The organism is Steroidobacter agaridevorans, assembly GCF_009932555.1.
In the GTDB taxonomy this organism is placed as follows: Bacteria; Pseudomonadota; Gammaproteobacteria; order Steroidobacterales; family Steroidobacteraceae; genus Steroidobacter; species Steroidobacter agaridevorans.
The window spans coordinates 25,122-43,152 of the sequence record NZ_BLJO01000011.1 but is presented as its reverse complement, the minus strand read 5'-3'; the positions used below and the strand labels follow the sequence as shown (position 1 = coordinate 43,152).

The window sequence follows — 18,031 nt, the reverse complement described above, 5'->3', positions numbered from 1 at the left end:
CACGGCCGGCTACCATAAGAAGGAATGGCCATGATCGCCGGCTGCCAGCCCGAGATGCCGGGCGACCGTCGCGCCCATGTCCGCGAAGCTGGCGCGTCGGCCCAAGGCATGACGCTGCACGCCGCCGTGCTTGAAGTTCGGGCCGAACGCGAGCACCGGCACACATTCGCGAGTGTGATCCGAGCCGCTCCAGGTCGGATCGCAACCATGATCGCCGGTGATGATGGCGAGGTCGCCGTCATCGAGCTGCTGCAGGAATTCGGGCAGGCGTGCATCGAACGCTTCCAACGCCGCTGCGTAACCCGGTACGTCGCGCCGGTGACCGTACAAGGTGTCGAAGTCGACGAGATTGACGAACATCAGCCCGCCCTGCCCAAGATGTCTCATCGCATCGAGGGCTTGATCGAACACCGCGTCGTTGTCCTTGCCTTTCAGCTCACGGCCGGTCGCCGTATGGCAGAACAGGTCGCCGATCTTCCCGACCGAGACCACTTCGCGCCGGGCGCCTTGCGCACGACTCAACAGCGTGGGGAACGGCGGCGGCACTCCATAGTCGCGACGATTCGAAGTTCGCCGATAACCATCGTGGGTCGTCACGAACGGTCGCGCGATCACTCTGCCGACGCGCATCTCGTCGAGCAGTTCGCGCGCAATCTTGCAGGTCCAATACAGGCGCTCCAGTCCGAAGCGCTGTTCGTGAGCGGCGATTTGAAACACGCTGTCGGCGGAGGTGTAACAGATCGGCCTGCCGGTGCGCACATGCTCGTCGCCCAACTCGTCGATGATCTGTGTGCCGGACGCATGTTTATTCCCGAGCACGCCGTCGAAGCCGCCGCGCTCGCATAGTTTGTCGATCAGCGACCGTGGGAAGCACGGCTCGGTGTGCGGGAAATAAGCCCATTCGAAATCGACCGGGCTGCCGGCGATCTCCCAATGTCCGGACTGCGAGTCTTTGCCTGTCGAGACTTCGGCGGCGGCGCCCGCATGACCGATTCGCCAGGCGGATATTTCAAGGCCCGGCGCCTCGATGCCGGTGGCTGCACGACAACACTCGCCCAGACCGAGGGCGGCGAGATTGGGCAGGTCCAAAGGCCCATGTCTGATACCACTGCGATCGGCATCGCCGCCGGCACATCGTTGCGCGATGTGACCCAAGGTGTCGGAGCCAACATCGCCGTAGCGATCGGCATCGGGGGCGCCGCCCACCCCCAGCGAGTCCAGCACGATGATGAATGCGCGGGTCATGCGACGGCCACTCTGTTGGTTACACGTGCATCGCTCGCCATGACGGGGGCGTAACGCTCGATCATCGATGCGCAGAACTCGGCGAATCGCTCCGGCTCGCGCGGCGCGCTGGTGTGATGGGGCAGGATGCCCAGGTGCTCGGGCGTGAAGCAGAAAGTCACGGTGACATCGAAGTCCTGCAGCGCCTGCATCTGCCGATCGAACCAGGCGAGCGCGTTCGGGCGGAAGCTGTCGGCCCATGACAGACCGGTGCGCAGATGACGCACGCCGAGACGTTTCAGCCAGGTCACTGCGTCATCGAGCCGAGGATCTTCGAAATGGAACCACTGACAGATGCCCATCGCAGGCGTGTGCTGCCCGAATCTTTCCAACGCCTGCTTCGGCGTGCCGTCCTCGCGCAGCAGGCCCATATGGAAATGTCTGTAATAGGACGAGCCTTCGGCTTCCCGATGGCGCGTCGTTGCGGGCCAGGCGCGGGGTAGATCGTAGAGGCTGTACCACTGAATGCGCGGTGCCTTGCCTATGAGTAGCGCGGCAGTTCGATCCACGCCCCATGCTTGCACCTCTTCGGCCCCGAAGCTCGAAACGCCGACCTCGGTGACCCAGACGGGCAGGGACGTTGCCGCGCGAATTTCCTCGATCTTCTGCGGCCATTCATCGATGCACCAGAGATTCCAGTCGAGCGGAAAGCCGTGCACCGCGACGACATCGACATGCTCGAGTACGCCGCGTCCGGCGAGATTCTGCAGAAAGGCCGGATCGATCGGCGACATGCCGCCGAGCACGCGGGGCAAGCGAGGGTTCGCTGAGCGAATCGCCTGACCCGCGAGGCACGCCATCTGTGCGAACTGTGGCCAACCGGGATCGACCTCCGGATCCCAATGCGATTTGTTATTCGGCTCATTCCAGATCATCGCGGCTTCGATCATGTCCGCACCTCGATACGAGCTGATTCACGGGCGACTGGCGTCGGCATGGCGGCGGAGCCTGGCGGCGTTTCGCCGAGCATCAGCATGGCGGCGCGATAGCCTTGCAATGTGCCGACATCGACATAAGCCTCGCCGGCCTTGATGCCGAGCGCTTCGCCGCCGTCCGCCAGGTAGGCATTGATCAAGGTTCCAAAGAACTCATCGCTTCGATTGCGTCGCTGCCAGAGCTCATGCAGTTCGTGCAGAACGGCGCCGGGCATCTTGAACGCACCCCAGATCCAGTGCGTGCCGGGATCCTGTTGTTTGACCCGGATCTCGACCACGTGCGATTGATCGTCCGCCAGCATGACGGCGTCGAATTGCTCCGGTCGCTCCACTGGAAACAGCAGGAACGACAGCTGGTCGTCAGGCAACGCGGCGAGGCCGTGATCTGGAAACCAGATGGTGTCCGGCAAGCCGATGGCGACAGTATCGTCGGGCGCCACCAGGGCACGCGCACGGAACACGGCATCGCATAGCCCGGCAGGTTGGGGCTGCACGACGTAAGCGAGGTCCGCGCCGCCGAACTGGCCGCCGAAGTACTCCAGAATGTCGGACTTGCCCGCGCCGATGACGAAACAGATCTTATCGGCGCCGCCACGGATCATCCGTTCCAGCAAATATTCGCTGACCGCACAAGGCCGCTGCGTGTCGTCCAACATGCGCGAGCCCACCGGCAGCAGCTCCTTGGAGAAGGCTAACGGTTGGATACGACTGCCACGGCCGGCTGCAGGAACGATGCCCCACATGGTCATGGCCTCGCTGCGTCGAAAGTCTGGTCATAATTTTGTGCCGATCCCTGCATGGCTCGCGGATGAAACGGCGAGCGAACCTCCTCCAGGTAATCAATCAGCTGCTTCGCGCGACGCAGGCTGGTGTGCTCATCCAAAGTACGTTCGCGCGCGGCGCGTCCGATCGCCTGTAGCTTCGCATCGCTCATATCCAGCGCCGTCAGCGTGTCGTCGGCGGTGCGGGCGACCAGCACCTGCTCGCCGGGTGTGTAGAAGTCATCCAGGCCGCACCATTCGTCGGAGAGCACCGCGGCTCCGCAGGCAGCGGCCTCGAACAATCGACCCGACGGGCACCAGCCCATGCGAGCCATCGGCTCGCGAGTGACATTCAACGTCAGGCGCGACGACGAGAAGAATGCCGCATGCTCCTGCGGCGGCAGGTGATAGACGAAATAGACGTTGTTGCTCCAGGGAAAGTGCTCCGGATACTGCGCGCCGCCTATCAGGAACTTGTCCCGAGGCCGCAGCCGCGCCGGCGCGACAAACAATTCTTCGAGCATGACCTGCCGGTCGGCGGAGTAGGTGCCCAGCCACGACAACATCGCTCGATATCGTTCCACCGGAGCGACCGGGTGATGAACGTCGGGATCGACATGGCCATACAACGCGCGGACGTGATGCGCGCACAGATCGCTTCGTAGTGCTTCCAGCGCAGCGCCACCGGTGTAGCTCAGCACCAGATCGAAATCGCCGAGACCGCGCCAGGGGATGTAAGGAACTTGCTTGCCGGAGCGCAAGGCATCCAGCGTGATCGGCGTGTCGAGGTCGTAGAACACCGCGAGCGGATGCTGAGCGTCGAGGATCGTGTCGGTCGCGGCCTGCGCGTCGAAGCAATACGACGAGACGATCGCCGTGTCACACTCAGCAAGCTCGCGGCGGACACGGCCCTCGATGGTGGACCAGTCCGAGTACAGCACGAGCTCGCTATCCCCCAATGACGGCGGCAGCGAAGGCCAGTCGCGACTCGCGGCGTAGTACGGCACGTCGCGTTCGAAGAACACGAACTCGTGTCCGAGAGACGCCAACGCCTTGCCGAGTCCACGCCACAGCGTGGCGTGGCCGTTGCCCCACGAGGAGCTGATGGTCAAACCGAAGATCGCAATTTTCATAGAGATGCCCGCTGGTTGATGGCATCGATGCGTGGGCCCCAGTCGTTCAGGCTCACGCGGCTGATCGACGCAGGACTGATCGCCAGTCGCCGATATACATCGACCGGCGCTTGCAGCCAGTACAGGAGCGCGGCACGAATCACTTCCGCGTGCGTCACCAGGATCATCGGCCGACCGGGAAAAGCCTCACGCAGTCGATGCAGATGGCGCAGCACTCGTGTCTGCACGTCCCTGATCCGCTCGCCCGCTGGGGTAGCTGCGCTGTCGCGCTGCTCGTTCCATCGCCGCCAGGCTGGATCTTGGGCAAGCTCGGCGAATGTTTGTCCTGACCAGTGCCCAAAGTCCAGTTCGTCAATGTCGCACGCCGTCACGAGCTCGCACTGACTGCGAGCGGCAATGGCTGCCGCAGTTTGTTGAGCGCGACGGCGCGGGCTCACCACGAGCAAGGCTTCCGGCGCTGGAGCGAGCATGCTTGCCATGGCTTCTGCTTCCCGGACTCCGACGGCGGCGAGCGGCGCGTCGACCGTGCGTCCCAGCAACATCTCATCCATGCGCTCGCACGTGGCGTGGCGCACGAACACGAGGTCGTTGGTCATGAGGTTGATCCTGAGTGGCCTTGCCGGCGATGAAGTCGAGCGTCAGCTGGCGCGCGACGTGATCGGTGAACTGCTGAGGCGGCGATTTCATGAAATAGCTCGACGGCCCTGTCAGTGCGCCGCCTACGCGACGATCGAGCGCGAGCTGCGCACAGCGTACGGCGTCGATCACCACGCCCGCGGAGTTCGGCGAGTCCCACACTTCGAGCTTCAACTCGATATTCAGCGGCGAGCCGCCGAATGCCGTGCCTTCCATGCGGATGTAGGCCCACTTCCTGTCGCTCAGCCACTCGACATGATCGCTCGGGCCGACATGGATGTTGCCCGGCGCCACGTCGATCTGACTGGTGACCGAGCGCGTCTTGGACAGCTTCTTCGAGACCAGTCGCTCCCGTTCCAGCATGTTCTTGAAATCGGCGTTGCCGCCGAAGTTGAGCTGGTATGTATGATCCAGACTCACGCCGCGCTCACGGAACAGATTGGCCAGCGCCCGATGCACGATGGTCGCGCCGACCTGGCTCTTGATGTCATCGCCGACCAGCGGCAGGCGCGCCACTTCGAAACGGCGCCGCCAGTCGGCATCCGAAGCGATGAACACTGGAATGCAATTGACGAACGCGCAGCCGGCTTCGAGGGCGCGCAACGCATACCATTCGGTCGCACGCTGCGAGCCCACCGGAAGATAGGAGACCAGAATCTGCGTGCCGCTGTCCCGCAGGACCTTCACAACATCCGCTTCCGCGGCACCCGACTCGATCAGCTCGTCTTCGAGATAGATGCCGATGCCGTCGAGCGTGCGGCCTCGCGCGACCTTGACGCCCAGCGCAGGCACCGGCGCGAATACTCGCGTGTTGTTGGGCGGAGCGAGCAACGCTTCCGACAGATCTTTGCCGACTTTGGGTGCGGTGATGTCGAATGCCGAGGTGATTCGGATGTCACGCACGTGGTAAGGCCCCACTCTGGCGTGCATCAAACCGGGGATGACCGCGTCGTCGTCGGCATCGTGGTAGTAGTGCAAGCCTTGCACGAAGGAAGATGCGCAGTTGCCGGCGCCGACGATGCCAACGTTCACTGTCTCAGCGTTCAATGCCGTCTCCCGCGAGGTGTGCCTGTCGCGAACGGTGATGCACGAATCATGCAAGGCTTCGGATCGACGAGAAGCGCGCCGCTCGACGCGTCGAAGCGTGTAGCCGCTCCGTAGCCATGTAACTTTTTTTCCCGGTCCGCTCTCTGCGAGCTGCTTTTTCGCTGCGTGTAACGATGTCGCAGCGGCGGCACGCTTGTTGCTACTTACCTCGATATATCGGCTCGCGATCGTGAGTCGTCACCGACCGCTGTCGAGGAACTCCTAGTGGGCAAGCTATGGACATCGGATGAAACCATCCAATTCTCCGGGCGCGGCGGCAATGGCCGCTGGTCCGGCGATGCACTCGTGCTGGTGACGGGCGGGGCGGGCTTCATCGGTTCGCACGTGGCCAATCTGCTTGCCGAAAGCGGCTCACGGGTGCGCGTGATCGATGCGCTCGACGCGCAAGTGCACGGCGAGGAGCCGGGCTTTCCCGCTCACCTGCATGCCGACGTCGAACGCGTCGAAGGCGACATTCGCGACCGCGAGACCTTGTCCGCAGCGCTGCAGGGCGTTACGCATGTCTGTCATCTGGCCGCCGCGGTCGGCGTCGGTCAAAGCATGTACGAGATCGAGCGCTACGTGGACATCAACAATCGCGGCACCGCCTTGCTGTTGGAAACGTTGATGGATCGTCCGTTGCAACGATTGGTGGTTGCTTCGAGCATGAGCGTGTATGGCGAAGGACTCTACCGGCAGCCCGGCGGTAACGGCTCACAGTACTGCGAGCCGCAGCTGCGATCGCGCGAGCAGCTGAGCGAAGGCCGTTGGGAGATCGAAACTGCCGAGGGCGAGCTCGAGCCGGTCGCGACTCCGGAAACCAAGCACGTCGCGCCGGCATCGGTGTACGCGTTGTCGAAATACGATCAGGAGCAGATGTGTCACATGTTCGGATCCGCCTATGGCGTGCCGACGGTGGCCCTGCGCTTCTTCAACGCTTACGGGCCGCATCAGGCGTTGTCGAATCCTTACACGGGCGTGCTCGCGATCTTCGCGTCACGCTGCCTCAACGGGAACTCGCCGTTGATCTTCGAGGACGGCATGCAACGGCGCGACTTCGTCAGCGTGCGCGACGTCGCCCATGCATGTCGGTTGGCGCTCACGACCCCGGCCATCGGTGAGACTTTCAACATTGGTTCCGGCGAGCCGCGCACCGTGCTGGAAGTCGCCAACAGCGTCATCGATGCGGTGAATGCGCCCGTCGATCCATTGGTCACGGGCAAGTACCGAATAGGGGATATCCGGCACTGCTTTGCAGATATCTCGAAAGCGGAGCGACTGCTGGGCTATCGGCCGCAAGTGAAGTTCGAGGACGGCCTGGTGGAATTGGCCGAATGGCTGGCGGGCACGTCGGCGAATGACAACTTCATGCGCGCCAGCGCCGAGCTCGACCGCAGAGGGCTGACGCTGTGACCGCCGCAGTGAAGAACGGGCAGCATGGCAGCGTCCTGATCACCGGTGGCGCCGGCTTCGTCGGCGTGAATCTCGCAGCGGATCTGCTGGCCAACGGCGAACGTGTGCGCATCCTCGATTCGCTGGCGCGTGCCGGCAGCGAACGAAACATCGAGTGGCTGCAGCGCCATCACCCCGGCCAGGTCGACTTTGTCGAAGCCGATGTGAGAACTCCCCAGGCAGTCGCAGCCGCGATGAGAGGCGTCGAGCATGTCGTCCATCTGGCAGCCCAGGTGGCTGTGACCGGCAGCCTGGCCAATCCGCTGTTCGATTTCGATGTGAATGCGTTCGGCACGCTGAATGTGCTGGAGGCGGCACGACGCGCCAGTCGCGCGCCATCGCTGATATTCACGTCGACCAACAAAGTGTATGGCGCACTCGACGACCTGCGAGTTCGAGCCGACGGGCAACGCTATATGCCGACGACTTTGCGCGTGCGCTCGCATGGCATCGATGAATCGCGCAACCTGGATTTTCACAGCCCCTATGGCTGCTCGAAGGGCGCGGCCGAGCAATATGTTCTGGACTATTCACGCAGCTTCGGGCTGCGCACGACGGTGTTTCGCATGAGCTGCATCTATGGCCCGCATCAGCACGGCAACGAAGATCAGGGCTGGGTTGCGCACATGGTCCGCAGCGCGCTGGCCGGCACACCCATCACGATCTATGGCGACGGCAAGCAAGTTCGCGATGTGCTGTTCGTCGAGGACCTCGTCGATGCCTTCAGACAGGCGCGACACCAGATCGACCGTCTGTCGGGGCGAGCGTTCAACATCGGCGGCGGCCCGGGCAACACGGTGAGCTTGCTGGAGCTGATCCGGCAGTTGGAACAATTGCTGGAACGACGCATCGAGCTGCGTTTCGAGCGCTGGCGCGTCGGCGACCAGCGTTACTACGTTTCCGATACCGGGCGATTCCAGTCGGCGACGGGCTGGCAGGCCCGCATTCCCGTGACAGAGGGCGTCGAGGCTTTGTGCGAGTGGCTGACTTCTTCCGAGTTGCATCCAGCGCAGCGGCGCCGGGCCGCGCAGACCGGCGTGCAACTGGGCGCTCCTGGGTAATCACATGAGGGGATCGCAGCACGCAGCCACATTGATTCGACCCATGACCACGCGCATCAGCGAGGTGAGGATGGCTGAGCCGGGCGCGAACCAGGTGCGTGTCATGCTGGAGGGCTGCGGCATCTGTGCTTCCAACCTGCCGGTGTGGGAAGGGCGTGAGTGGTTCAAATATCCGCTCGAGGCAGGTTCGCCAGGGCACGAGGGCTGGGGCATCGTCGATGCAGTCGGCGCCGGCGTCGACGATCTCGAGGTAGGGCAACGCGTCGCGCTGATGTCCGGCCACGCATATGCCGAGTACGACGTCGCCGCGCGTGACTGTGTCGTGCCCTTGCCGGAGGAACTGGACGGCGAGCCGTTTCCCGGCGAGCCGTTCGGCTGTGTGATGAATATTTTCGAGCGCAGTGACATTCACAGCGGCCAGACGGTCGCGGTCGTAGGGGGCGGTTTCATCGGTTTGATGCTGACACAGCTGGCGTCCGACGCCGGTGCGCACGTCGTGGTGCTGTCGCATCGGGAGTGGGCGTTGCAGCTCGCGCTGACGATGGAGGCGGAGGACATCATCGCCACGAAAGACGATGGCCACGATGCCGAGCGAGCCCTGCAGCTCACCAGCCACCGGGGCTTCGATCGGGTGATCGAGGTGTCGGGTGTGCAATCGGGTCTCGATCTCGCAAGCGACATTGCGGCCGAGCGCGCCCGACTCATCATCGCGGGCTATCACCAGGACGGGCCTCGCCAGGTGAATATGCAGCAGTGGAACTGGCGCGGCCTGGATGTCATCAATGCGCACGAGCGCTCCATGGATCGCTACGTCGACGGGGTGCAGAAGGCGATTCAAGCGGCGCTGGAAGGCCGGCTCGATCCGTTCCCGTTGTTGACGCATACCGTATCGCTGGGCTCGCTCGATCTCGGCTTCAAGCTGATGCGGGACCGCCCGGACGGTTTCGTCAAAGCGTTGCTGCTCAACGAGGGCGCTCCGTGAGCGCGCGCTTGCAAGTGCCGACCCAATCGGCGATCCCAGCATCGCGACTTGCTCATGCTCGGCCGCGGCTTGGATTCGTCGGCCTGGGATGGATCGGGCGCAAACGACTCGACGCGTTGACCGCCGACAGCAGCGCCATCGAAGTCGCCGCTCTGGTCGATAGCGATGCCGATCGGCTGCGCGCGGCCGCTGCTGTTCATCCAGACGCCTCTGTAAGTCCGGACGTCGATGAGTTGCTCGATGAAGATCTGGACGCGGTCGTGATCGCGACGCCGAATGGTCTACATGCCAATCAAGCCATCGCTTGTCTGGAGCGCGGATTGGCAGTGTTCTGCCAGAAGCCGCTCGCGACCACGCTAAGCGATGTACAGCGGGTGCTAGCGGCGGCCCGTGCTGCCGATCGTCTGCTCGGCATCGACTTCTGCTATCGCTACATCACCGGCATGCGCGAGTTGCGGCGTCGGCTGATGTCGGGCGAGATCGGCGAGGTGATCGCGATCAGCGCGGTTTTCCACAATGCGTACGGACCTGACAAGTCCTGGTGCAAGAGTCCCGCACTTGCCGGTGGCGGTTGTTTGCTGGACCTCGGCGTGCATTTGCTCGATCTGGCGCTGTGGGTACAGGGCATGCCGCCGACGGAGCGGGTGCGCAGCCGATTGTTCGCTCACGGGCAACCGGTGCAAGGCCGCGCCGGCGAGCTGGAGGACCTCGCTTATGCCGAGTTCATCCAGGCGAATGGCGCGATCGTGCGGCTGTGTTGCTCCTGGTATGCGCACATCGGCCAGCCGGCGCAAATCCGGATGGAAATCGCGGGCACGCGCGGCGGTGCTTCATGGCGCAACGTCGATGGCTCCTTCTATGACTTCGACGTTCATTTATTTCACGGCACGGAGCGCGAGCAACTCGGAACGTCGCGGGACGATTGGGGAACGCGGGCGCTGCGGGCATGGCTGCGGCAGTTGCATGTGAGCAAGCGCTTCGATGCCGAAGCCGAGAACATCGTTCGCAGCGCTGCCCTCATCGAGGAGGTCTATCGAGCATGAAGCTCCTGATGACAGCCGATGCGGTGGGCGGCGTGTGGACATATGCGCTCGACCTGTGCTCGGCTCTGTCAGGACACGGTGTCGATGTGGTGCTGGCGACCATGGGGCCGCGTCCGAGCGGCGAACAGCGCAACGCCGCCGCAGCGCTTGGCAACGTACAACTCGTGGAGTCGGACTATCGATTGGAATGGATGGCCGCTCCTTGGGCCGATGTCGATGCGGCGGGCGAATGGCTGCTCGACCTGGCTGCATCGAATGCAGTGGATGTCATCCACCTCAATGGCTACTCGCATGCAGCGCTGCCGTGGACACAACCCGTCGTTTGCGTGGCGCACTCGTGTGTATGGACCTGGTGGCAAGCGGTGTATGGCAGCTCGCCGCCGGCACGGTGGAACGAATATCGCGGCCGCGTCGCCACCGGGCTGAACAGCGCCGACATCGTGGTTGCTCCAACAGCGGCGTTTCTCGAGCAGCTCGCTGCATGTTATGCCTTTACGCCGCCGACCCGCGTTATCAGGAACGGACGAGCACCGCCTGCTTACAGTTGCAATGTCTCACGTGAGTCCATTGTGTTGGCGTGCGGGCGCCCCTGGGATGCTTCGAAGAACCTGTGCGTTCTCGACGATGCTGCTCGGAACGCGCGGTGGAGTGCATACGTCATCGGCAGCGTCACAGGGCCGGACGGTCAGGCTTTCACGCCATGCGCAGTCCGGGCTGTCGGCGCGCTGCCAAGTCTCGAAGTTCACAAGTGGATGCATCGGGCCAGCATATTCGTGCATCCCGCGCTTTATGAGCCGTTCGGCTTGGTCGTGGTCGAAGCGGCGAGCGCCGGATGCGTGCTCGTGCTCGCCGGCATCCCGACACTGCGCGAACTATGGAATGGTGCGGCTGTGTTCTTCGAACCGCGCGATGCCCGAAGCCTGCGCGCGAAGCTGGACACGCTCCTCGCCGATCCAGAGCGCCGACAAGAGCTGGCAACAGCGGCGAGAGTGCGGGCCAAGGACTACCGCATGGAGTCAACTGCGGCGGAATATCTGGAGACGTATCGAGCGCTACTTCACAAGCACGAGAATGGGGAGCGAACCGCCGCATGAACTTCGTCCTGTTCTATCACTCGCTGATCTCGGATTGGAATCACGGCAACGCTCATTTCCTGCGTGGCATTGTCAGCGAGCTGCTTTATCGCGGACATGCGGTGGAGGTTTACGAGCCCGAGGCGGGCTGGAGCTTGACGAATCTGCTCGCCGAGCGAGGCGAGGGCGCGCTCACCGATTTTTACGTGACGTTTCCCGAGCTGAGCAGCAGATTTTTCGACGCTGCGATTCTGGATCTAGATGCAGTGCTGGAGGGAGCCGATGTGGTCATCGTTCACGAGTGGAACGATCCACGCTTGATCGAGCGGCTCGGCGCGAGCGCCAGCCGGCACGGCTGCACGGCACTGTTCCACGACACCCACCATCGCAGCGTCACCGACGCGTCGGCGATGGGGACGCTGGACCTGCGTCACTACGACGGCGTGCTCGCGTTCGGTCAGGCGGTCGCGGATCAGTACACAAGTCACGGTTGGGCGGCGCAAAGCTGGGTGTGGCACGAAGCTGCCGACCTGCGACGTTTCGCTCCATTGGCGGTTGCCGATGACCTCGCGGATCTCGTCTGGATCGGTAACTGGGGCGATGACGAGCGCAGCGCCGAGCTGCGCGAGTATCTGATCGAGCCGACGCGACGGTTGGGCTTGAAGGCAGCGGTGCACGGCGTCCGCTATCCCGAGCATGCGCTGCAGTCGCTACGCGAAGCCGGAATCGCGTATCGAGGCTGGCTGCCGAATCATCGCGTGCCGGAAGTGTTTGCTCGTCATCGCTGCACCGTGCATGTGCCCCGGCAGACCTACGCTCGCCAACTGCACGGTATTCCCACGATCCGCATGTTCGAAGCCTTGGCGTGCGGCATTCCGTTGGTCAGTGCGCCGTGGCTCGACTCGGAGAATCTATTCCGGCCGGATGTCGATTACCTGGTGGCGGCCAATAGCAACGAGATGCAGCGTCATCTCCGGGCGATTCTCAATGACCGTGAGCTCGCGACGAGTCTGGTGCGGCATGGATTGGAAACGATTCAAGCCCGGCATTCCTGCGCGCATCGAGTCGATGAGCTGTTGAAGATTTTGACGACGCTGCAGACGGCTGCCTTGCCGCGCTCGGCGGCAGGAGGACTGTCATGACCGCGAAAGTAACATTGGCCATGTTCGGCTCGAGCCTGGTGTCGGCCTATTGGAACGGTGCGGCGACCTATTACCGCGGCATGATCCGCGCCCTGGATCGTTGCGGTTTCGATGTCACGTTCTACGAGCCGGACGCCTTCGGCCGTCAGCAGCACCGGGACATGCCCGATCCGAGTTGGGCCAAGGTGGTGATCTATCCCGCCACGCCCGATGGTTTGCAGTCCGTGCTCGAACAGGCGCGAGATGCGGACATCGTCGTCAAGGCCAGCGGCGTCGGTGTGTTCGACGAGGAACTGGAAGCCGAGGTGCCGCGGCTACGGCGTGCTTCGAATCTGACAGTGTTTTGGGATGTCGATGCCCCGGCTACGTTGCAGCGCATGCGAGCCGATGCCTCGGATCCATTCCGTTCTCGAGTGCCGAACTATGACCTGGTGCTGACCTACGGCGGCGGACCGCCCGTGGTTGAAGAATATTCGAACTTTGGGGCGCGCCGCTGCGTTCCTATTTACAACGCGCTTGATCCGACGACCCATCATCCCGTGCAACCGGACCCGAGATTCAGCGGCGCGCTGGGATTTCTCGGCAACCGACTGCCCGATCGCGAGGCCCGCGTGCGCGAGTTCTTTCTGAAACCTGCCGCCTTGCTGCGTGATAAGAAATTCCTGCTGGGCGGCTCGGGTTGGGATCGCAACGTGGCGCTGACCGACAACGTCGACTACGTGGGTCACGTCTATACGCGCGATCACAACGCTTTCAATTGCTCCACGCTCGCGGTCCTCAATATCAATCGTGACAGCATGGCGCAGGTCGGTTACTCACCGCCGACGCGAGTGTTCGAAGCGGCCGGCGCGGGCGCCTGTTTGATCTGCGATGCCTGGCAGGGACTGGAGCAGTTTCTCGAGCCTGGGAAGGAGGTCGTGCGTGTCGAAAGCGGTGAGGACGTTGCGGCCGTCTTGCCTGCGCTCACTCCAGGCGAGGCGAGGCGCATGGGGGAGCGCGCCCGCCGGCATCTGCTGAGCGAGCACACCTATGAGCATCGCGCGATAGAAGTAAAGAAATTGCTGGTGGAGCAGCTATCCCGCCGCGCCGTGCCGGCCAGATATGACGAGGAGGTGCACCGTGCGGCGCTCTGACGAAATCATCTTCATCGGCCTGTCCATCACCTCGTCGTGGGGCAACGGGCACGCATCCACTTATCGCTCGTTGATTCGCGGCCTGCACCGGCTCGGTCACAAAGTTCTGTTCCTCGAGCGGGATCAGCCGTGGTACGCCAGCAATCGCGATGCTCCCATCCTGCCGTACTGCCAGTCGCGTCTGTATTTGGACGTCGATGAGCTGCGTGCCAGATACACTCCGCGGCTGCGCGCCGCCGCCGCTGTGATCGTCGGCTCTTACGTCGACGAGGGGCGGCAGGTCTGCGATTGGGTGCTCGATCACGCCACCGGCGTGAAGGCGTTCTACGACATCGATACGCCCGTGACGGTGGCGCGATTGCAGGATGACAGCTGCGAATATCTGCGCGCTGCGCAGGTTCCAGAGTTCGATCTGATGTTGAGCTTCACGGGCGGCCCGATCCTGGAGCGCCTGGAGCGGGAGTTCGGCGCCAGATCGGCGCGCCCGTTGTATTGCAGTGTGGACGTCGATCAGTATCAGCCCACCGGCACGCATCGTGACATTGAGCTCGGCTACCTCGGCACCTACAGCGAGGACCGACAACCGGCCCTCGAAACATTACTGAACGAGCCTGCGCGTCGCTTGCCAAAGCGGCGCTTTGCCGTGGTCGGCGCGCAGTATCCGGATGATCTGGTATGGCCGAAGAACGTACAGCGCGTGGATCACATGGCTCCCGGCTCGCATGCGCTGTTCTACGGCCGGCAGCGATTCACCTTGAATCTCACGCGCGCCGATATGCGCAAGGCCGGATACTCACCCAGCGTGCGTTTGTTCGAAGCGGCGGCTTGCGGCACGCCGATCATTTCGGATGAGTGGGTCGGCATCGATGAATTGCTGGAGCCGGGCAAGGAAGTCCTGCTGGCGGATTCCACACGCGACGTAACGGAAATCCTCGAGAACGTGAGCGATGCCGAAGCTGAGCAGATGGCCGCTGCCGCGCGTGAGCGCATCTGTGCCGAACACAGCAGCGTGCACCGTGCCGAAGAGCTGGAAAGTTACCTGAGCGCTGCGCGTGGGTCTGCGGTTCGCAAGCCGCTGCCATCGATCGCCGGAACATCCGGCGAGCGTGCTTTCGCTGCGCATTGAGGGCTCGACGATGGCGTTACAAAGCTCGGTGCGCGAGCAGATCGCGGGCTTGGGGCCGTGGTTTCACAATCTGCATTTGCCGGACGGCACCCAGACGTCACCCGATCATCCCTTCGGCGACTTTCCAAGTTTCAAATGGCAACACGTCGCGGCGGCGATCCCGGACGATCTGTCGGGATGGTCGGTGCTGGATATCGGCTGCAATGCCGGGTTCTACAGCTTCGAGCTGGCGAGGCGCGGTGCGCGCGTGCTCGGGGTGGATGTCGAACCGATGTATGTACGCCAGGCGTGTTGGGCTGCGCATGAATTCGATTTAAAGGACCGCGTCGAGTTCGTCGAAGGCGATGTTTATGGGCTGCTCGGGTCGGAGCGGCGCTACGACATGGTGTGGTTCACCGGCGTGTTCTATCACTTGCGCTATCCGACGCTGGCGCTCGACCTGGTGCGGCGGGCTACGCAGCGACTCATGGTGTTTCAAAGCATGACCCTGCCCGGCCCTGCGCGCGACGTGACGCCGCCGGATGTGCCGTTGAATCGCCGCGAGCTGATGCTCGAGCAAGCGTGGCCCAAGATGGCCTTCGTCGAGCATCGAGTTGCCGACGACGACAGCAACTGGTGGGTGCCAAATGCCAGTTGCGTCGAGGCGCTGTTACGTTCGGCCGGTTTCGAAGTGATCGCCCGGCCCGAGCATGAGTTCTATGTTTGCGGCCCGGTGCGAGTGCCGGAGGAATCGACTCGCGACCTGGCGCGGATCACAGCGATTTCAACAGCCCGTGGCTGTAACGGTCCTTGATCAGGCCTTCGCCTTCCAGGTGCAGATAGCCAGGGTCGAACATGGCCAGCGAGCGCAGGCCGGCGAAGTCATGGATGACCAGCGACTTGCTGCTCATCGAGACCAGCCCGACCCGGCGCAGCTCTTTCAACGTGCGATTGACGTGCACAGTCGAGAGCGCGACGGTGTCCGCCAGCTCGGACTGCGTGACCGGCAACTCGCAGCCTTCCGGCGTCGCGAGCCCGACCGATTGCAGCCGCACGTAGATTTCGCAGAACAAGTGCGCGACGCGTTCCAACGCGGTGCGTTGACCGATGCTCACCAGCCATTGGCGTCCGATCGCTTCTTCCACCAGGGTGTTCCACCAGAACGCTCGGGTCAGACGCGGATGGCGCGAAGTGATCTCCAGAATGGACTCACGCGACAGCGTGGTCACCGATGAGGGAGCGAGCGTGCTGATGGTGTGGTCCATTTTCTTCAGAATGAACACACGCGCATCGCACATGTCGCCCGGCAGGAAGTAGCCGATGATCTGGCGCCGGCCGTCGGGCAGCATCTTGTGCCGGCAGGCGAACCCCGAAACGATCACGGAGACGCCGTGCGCATGATCGCCTTCACGGATCAGGTCCTCGTGCGAGCCATACGCTCGCACCGGCCCGGCCGCTTCGTACAGGGCGTCTTTCTCTTCCTCCGTCAGCTCCGCGAAGTTTTCGAGCTTGCGGATCAACAGGTGAATGAGGCGGGCTTCAGGCATGAGCGTAGCCATCATCAACTTTTCCGCAGCGCTCGTCCGCGAGCGCCAGCGGACTGCACCGCTTGCAGCAACGCGCGCAGATTCACCGGTTTTTCCAGCCGCACGAAACTGCTGAATTCGCTGGGCAATACCGACACGTCGTAGCCGGTTGCGAAAATCGCCGGCACCCCGCGCCGACGCAGTTCGTGGGCGAGGCCGAAAGCGAGGTCGCCTTGCAGATTGATGTCCAGCACGGCGCAATCGATCTCGCGGTTCTTGACGAGTTGCAGGCCGCGCTCGATGTCGGGCGAGGGGCCAACAATCTCCGCACCGTGCTCGCGCAGGGTGGAGCAGACTTCTTCGGCAATGAAATAGTCATCTTCGACCACCAGCACGCGCAGCCCCGCGAGCGACAGCTGGTTCTCGGCGACAGGGTAGGGTCTCATGGCAATGTCCGGCCGACGTCGATAGCGGTGCGCTCGTTGATCGGTAGATCGATCTCGCATTGCGCACCGCCGTCGTCAAGGGTGTAGCGCGTGACGGCGCCAAGCTCATAGGGCAGCAGGCGCTCGATCAACTCCCTGCCGAAGCCGCGACGGCGCGAGGCCGTCCGCGGGATGTGTATATTCGACTCGACCCAGCGCCAGCGCAATGTCGGCGCAGGCTTCGTGTCGATGTCCCAGCTCACCGAGAGCCGCCCGTCAGGCACGGTGAATGCGCCAAACTTGATCGCATTCATGGTGAGCTCATGCAGCGTCAAAGCCATCGTTTCGGCCGCGCGACGCGCCAGGCGCCACGACGGGCCGGCAATGCTGAACTGATTGTCCCGAACGGCGTTCGCCGTCAACTCGGCGCGGATCAAGTCTTCCAGCTCCGGACCGGAATGCTGATCGATGGTCAATGCACCTTGTGTGCGCGCCAATGCACTGATGCGCGCCTCGAGGTGAGACGCGAAATCCTCGGACGATTCGGCAGTCTGCCCCGAACGTCGGATGATGGAGCGCACCGTGGCGAGCACATTGCGTGCACGATGCTCGATCTCGGCAAGTTGCAATTGCTGCTCGCGACGGCTTTCCAGCAACTGCCTTTCGTGCTGTTGGGCCCGCAGAGCGAGGCAACTGGTCCACGCCAGCCCCGGTAGCAACGTCATCTGCGCGTCTGTCGGCGTCAGGCCGTCGCGCCAGAAGAACGCCAATCCGAGATAACCGGAGTCGGCGCCTACCGGCACAGTCAGCAGGGTTTCGGCCAGCAAGCGCTGGCCCGAGGGCAGTTCCACTTCCATGAATGGACGGTGCTGCACGATGGCTTCGCCGGCCGCAACCGCGCCCGTTATCAAGCGCTGCAGAGCCGAGTTGCCGTTCAATGTGCTCACGGTGCCGCGTTCGGGAATCGATATCACGCAATGTGTTTGATGGTTAGGCACGGCGCAAAGTCCAGCCGCATTGGCCAACTCCCGCGCGGCCGTCGCGGTCGCGTGCAATACCGCATCGATGCCATGAGCGGACGCGATGCGCTTGAGCCCGCCGTTCAGACGGCGGGAGAGATCTAGGTCCGGACGAGCTGAGGTCATGACACGGATCTCTTGCTTCGCATCCGCCAATGAGTAATTCGGTAAGCGCCGCCGGGCACGTTTGCCACTAAACGGCTCAACCTCCGATTTTGGTCCCCGCTCGGCCGCC

At 63.2% G+C, this 18,031-nt stretch carries 18 protein-coding genes; 9 read left to right on the top strand and 9 right to left on the bottom strand.

The annotated features are described in order from the left end of the window. Positions 1-9 precede the first annotated feature (9 nt). The 6 genes from GYH35_RS31555 to GYH35_RS31530 are packed head-to-tail and all read right to left on the bottom strand — an operon-like array spanning position 10 to position 5,796. A complete protein-coding gene (locus GYH35_RS31555) occupies positions 10-1,245 on the bottom strand; it encodes a phosphopentomutase (protein ID WP_161830478.1) in 1,236 nt (411 codons plus the stop codon). Then, on the bottom strand, positions 1,242-2,174 hold the full coding sequence (locus tag GYH35_RS31550) for a glycosyl hydrolase (RefSeq protein ID WP_161815528.1): 933 nt from the start codon (positions 2,172-2,174) through the stop codon (positions 1,242-1,244). Before GYH35_RS31550 ends, GYH35_RS31555 begins: the two co-directional genes overlap by 4 nt. Next, positions 2,171-2,962, bottom strand: a complete 792-nt coding sequence (locus GYH35_RS31545; RefSeq protein ID WP_161815684.1) for a sugar phosphate nucleotidyltransferase — start codon at positions 2,960-2,962, stop codon at positions 2,171-2,173. The genes GYH35_RS31550 and GYH35_RS31545 overlap by 4 nt, the downstream gene beginning before the upstream one ends. 2 nt (positions 2,963-2,964) lie before the next feature. Further along, entirely contained in the window at positions 2,965-4,113 is a 1,149-nt protein-coding gene (locus GYH35_RS31540) for a CgeB family protein (protein WP_161815527.1), read from the bottom strand. Further along, a complete protein-coding gene (locus GYH35_RS31535; RefSeq protein ID WP_161815526.1) occupies positions 4,110-4,709 on the bottom strand; it encodes a histidine phosphatase family protein in 600 nt (199 codons plus the stop codon). Before GYH35_RS31535 ends, GYH35_RS31540 begins: the two co-directional genes overlap by 4 nt. Beyond that, positions 4,657-5,796, bottom strand: coding sequence for an inositol-3-phosphate synthase (locus GYH35_RS31530; protein ID WP_161815525.1), 1,140 nt, complete (start codon positions 5,794-5,796; stop codon positions 4,657-4,659). Before GYH35_RS31530 ends, GYH35_RS31535 begins: the two co-directional genes overlap by 53 nt. Positions 5,797-6,141: 345 nt before the next feature. On the opposite strand from GYH35_RS31530, the gene GYH35_RS31525 reads away from it, so the two are divergent. From GYH35_RS31525 to GYH35_RS31485, 9 genes are read left to right on the top strand one after another with little or no spacing between them, the layout of a single operon-like run. After that, a complete protein-coding gene (locus GYH35_RS31525; protein ID WP_161830527.1) occupies positions 6,142-7,248 on the top strand; it encodes an NAD-dependent epimerase/dehydratase family protein in 1,107 nt (368 codons plus the stop codon). Continuing rightward, a complete protein-coding gene (locus GYH35_RS31520) occupies positions 7,245-8,348 on the top strand; it encodes an NAD-dependent epimerase/dehydratase family protein (protein ID WP_161830477.1) in 1,104 nt (367 codons plus the stop codon). Before GYH35_RS31525 ends, GYH35_RS31520 begins: the two co-directional genes overlap by 4 nt. A 43-nt stretch (positions 8,349-8,391) precedes the next feature. After that, positions 8,392-9,330 (top strand): MDR/zinc-dependent alcohol dehydrogenase-like family protein, encoded by a 939-nt coding sequence (locus tag GYH35_RS31515; protein ID WP_161815523.1) that lies wholly within the window; start codon positions 8,392-8,394, stop codon positions 9,328-9,330. Further along, positions 9,327-10,373, top strand: coding sequence for a Gfo/Idh/MocA family protein (locus GYH35_RS31510; RefSeq protein ID WP_202624908.1), 1,047 nt, complete (start codon positions 9,327-9,329; stop codon positions 10,371-10,373). Before GYH35_RS31515 ends, GYH35_RS31510 begins: the two co-directional genes overlap by 4 nt. Next, positions 10,370-11,467, top strand: a complete 1,098-nt coding sequence (locus GYH35_RS31505) for a glycosyltransferase family 4 protein (RefSeq protein ID WP_161830476.1) — start codon at positions 10,370-10,372, stop codon at positions 11,465-11,467. The genes GYH35_RS31510 and GYH35_RS31505 overlap by 4 nt, the downstream gene beginning before the upstream one ends. Continuing rightward, a complete protein-coding gene (locus GYH35_RS31500) occupies positions 11,464-12,588 on the top strand; it encodes a CgeB family protein (RefSeq protein WP_161830475.1) in 1,125 nt (374 codons plus the stop codon). Before GYH35_RS31505 ends, GYH35_RS31500 begins: the two co-directional genes overlap by 4 nt. After that, the gene (locus GYH35_RS31495) at positions 12,585-13,721 is read left to right on the top strand and encodes a CgeB family protein (RefSeq protein WP_161830474.1); all 1,137 of its coding nucleotides are present in this window, start codon (positions 12,585-12,587) and stop codon (positions 13,719-13,721) included. The genes GYH35_RS31500 and GYH35_RS31495 overlap by 4 nt, the downstream gene beginning before the upstream one ends. Continuing rightward, a complete protein-coding gene (locus tag GYH35_RS31490) occupies positions 13,708-14,847 on the top strand; it encodes a CgeB family protein (protein WP_202624906.1) in 1,140 nt (379 codons plus the stop codon). Before GYH35_RS31495 ends, GYH35_RS31490 begins: the two co-directional genes overlap by 14 nt. A gap of 10 nt (positions 14,848-14,857) precedes the next feature. Beyond that, positions 14,858-15,640 (top strand): TIGR04290 family methyltransferase, encoded by a 783-nt coding sequence (locus tag GYH35_RS31485; protein ID WP_161815518.1) that lies wholly within the window; start codon positions 14,858-14,860, stop codon positions 15,638-15,640. Here the strand turns inward: GYH35_RS31485 and GYH35_RS31480 are convergent. The 3 genes from GYH35_RS31480 to GYH35_RS31470 are packed head-to-tail and all read right to left on the bottom strand — an operon-like array spanning position 15,600 to position 17,922. Continuing rightward, a complete protein-coding gene (locus GYH35_RS31480; RefSeq protein ID WP_161830472.1) occupies positions 15,600-16,373 on the bottom strand; it encodes a Crp/Fnr family transcriptional regulator in 774 nt (257 codons plus the stop codon). The two genes, GYH35_RS31485 and GYH35_RS31480, sit on opposite strands and share 41 nt — an antisense overlap. A gap of 14 nt (positions 16,374-16,387) precedes the next feature. After that, positions 16,388-16,798: a response regulator gene (locus GYH35_RS31475; protein ID WP_161815517.1), complete on the bottom strand. Its 411-nt coding sequence runs from the start codon at positions 16,796-16,798 to the stop codon at positions 16,388-16,390. Further along, positions 16,795-17,922, bottom strand: a complete 1,128-nt coding sequence (locus tag GYH35_RS31470; protein ID WP_161815516.1) for an HWE histidine kinase domain-containing protein — start codon at positions 17,920-17,922, stop codon at positions 16,795-16,797. The genes GYH35_RS31475 and GYH35_RS31470 overlap by 4 nt, the downstream gene beginning before the upstream one ends. Positions 17,923-18,031: the final 109 nt, after the last annotated feature.

Bases quoted from the DNA above. Each gene is read 5' to 3' on its own strand.
- GYH35_RS31515 (WP_161815523.1), top strand. From the start codon at position 8,392: ATGACCACGCGCATCAGCGAGGTGAGGATGGCTGAGCCGGGCGCGAAC.
- GYH35_RS31485 (WP_161815518.1), top strand. From the start codon at position 14,858: ATGGCGTTACAAAGCTCGGTGCGCGAGCAGATCGCGGGCTTGGGGCCG.
- GYH35_RS31475 (WP_161815517.1), bottom strand. From the start codon at position 16,798: ATGAGACCCTACCCTGTCGCCGAGAACCAGCTGTCGCTCGCGGGGCTG.
- GYH35_RS31495 (WP_161830474.1), top strand. From the start codon at position 12,585: ATGACCGCGAAAGTAACATTGGCCATGTTCGGCTCGAGCCTGGTGTCG.
- GYH35_RS31505 (WP_161830476.1), top strand. From the start codon at position 10,370: ATGAAGCTCCTGATGACAGCCGATGCGGTGGGCGGCGTGTGGACATAT.
- GYH35_RS31535 (WP_161815526.1), bottom strand. From the start codon at position 4,709: ATGACCAACGACCTCGTGTTCGTGCGCCACGCCACGTGCGAGCGCATG.
- GYH35_RS31470 (WP_161815516.1), bottom strand. From the start codon at position 17,922: ATGACCTCAGCTCGTCCGGACCTAGATCTCTCCCGCCGTCTGAACGGC.
- GYH35_RS31555 (WP_161830478.1), bottom strand. From the start codon at position 1,245: ATGACCCGCGCATTCATCATCGTGCTGGACTCGCTGGGGGTGGGCGGC.
- GYH35_RS31540 (WP_161815527.1), bottom strand. From the start codon at position 4,113: ATGAAAATTGCGATCTTCGGTTTGACCATCAGCTCCTCGTGGGGCAAC.
- GYH35_RS31480 (WP_161830472.1), bottom strand. From the start codon at position 16,373: ATGCCTGAAGCCCGCCTCATTCACCTGTTGATCCGCAAGCTCGAAAAC.
- GYH35_RS31500 (WP_161830475.1), top strand. From the start codon at position 11,464: ATGAACTTCGTCCTGTTCTATCACTCGCTGATCTCGGATTGGAATCAC.
- GYH35_RS31545 (WP_161815684.1), bottom strand. From the start codon at position 2,962: ATGTGGGGCATCGTTCCTGCAGCCGGCCGTGGCAGTCGTATCCAACCG.
- GYH35_RS31550 (WP_161815528.1), bottom strand. From the start codon at position 2,174: ATGATCGAAGCCGCGATGATCTGGAATGAGCCGAATAACAAATCGCAT.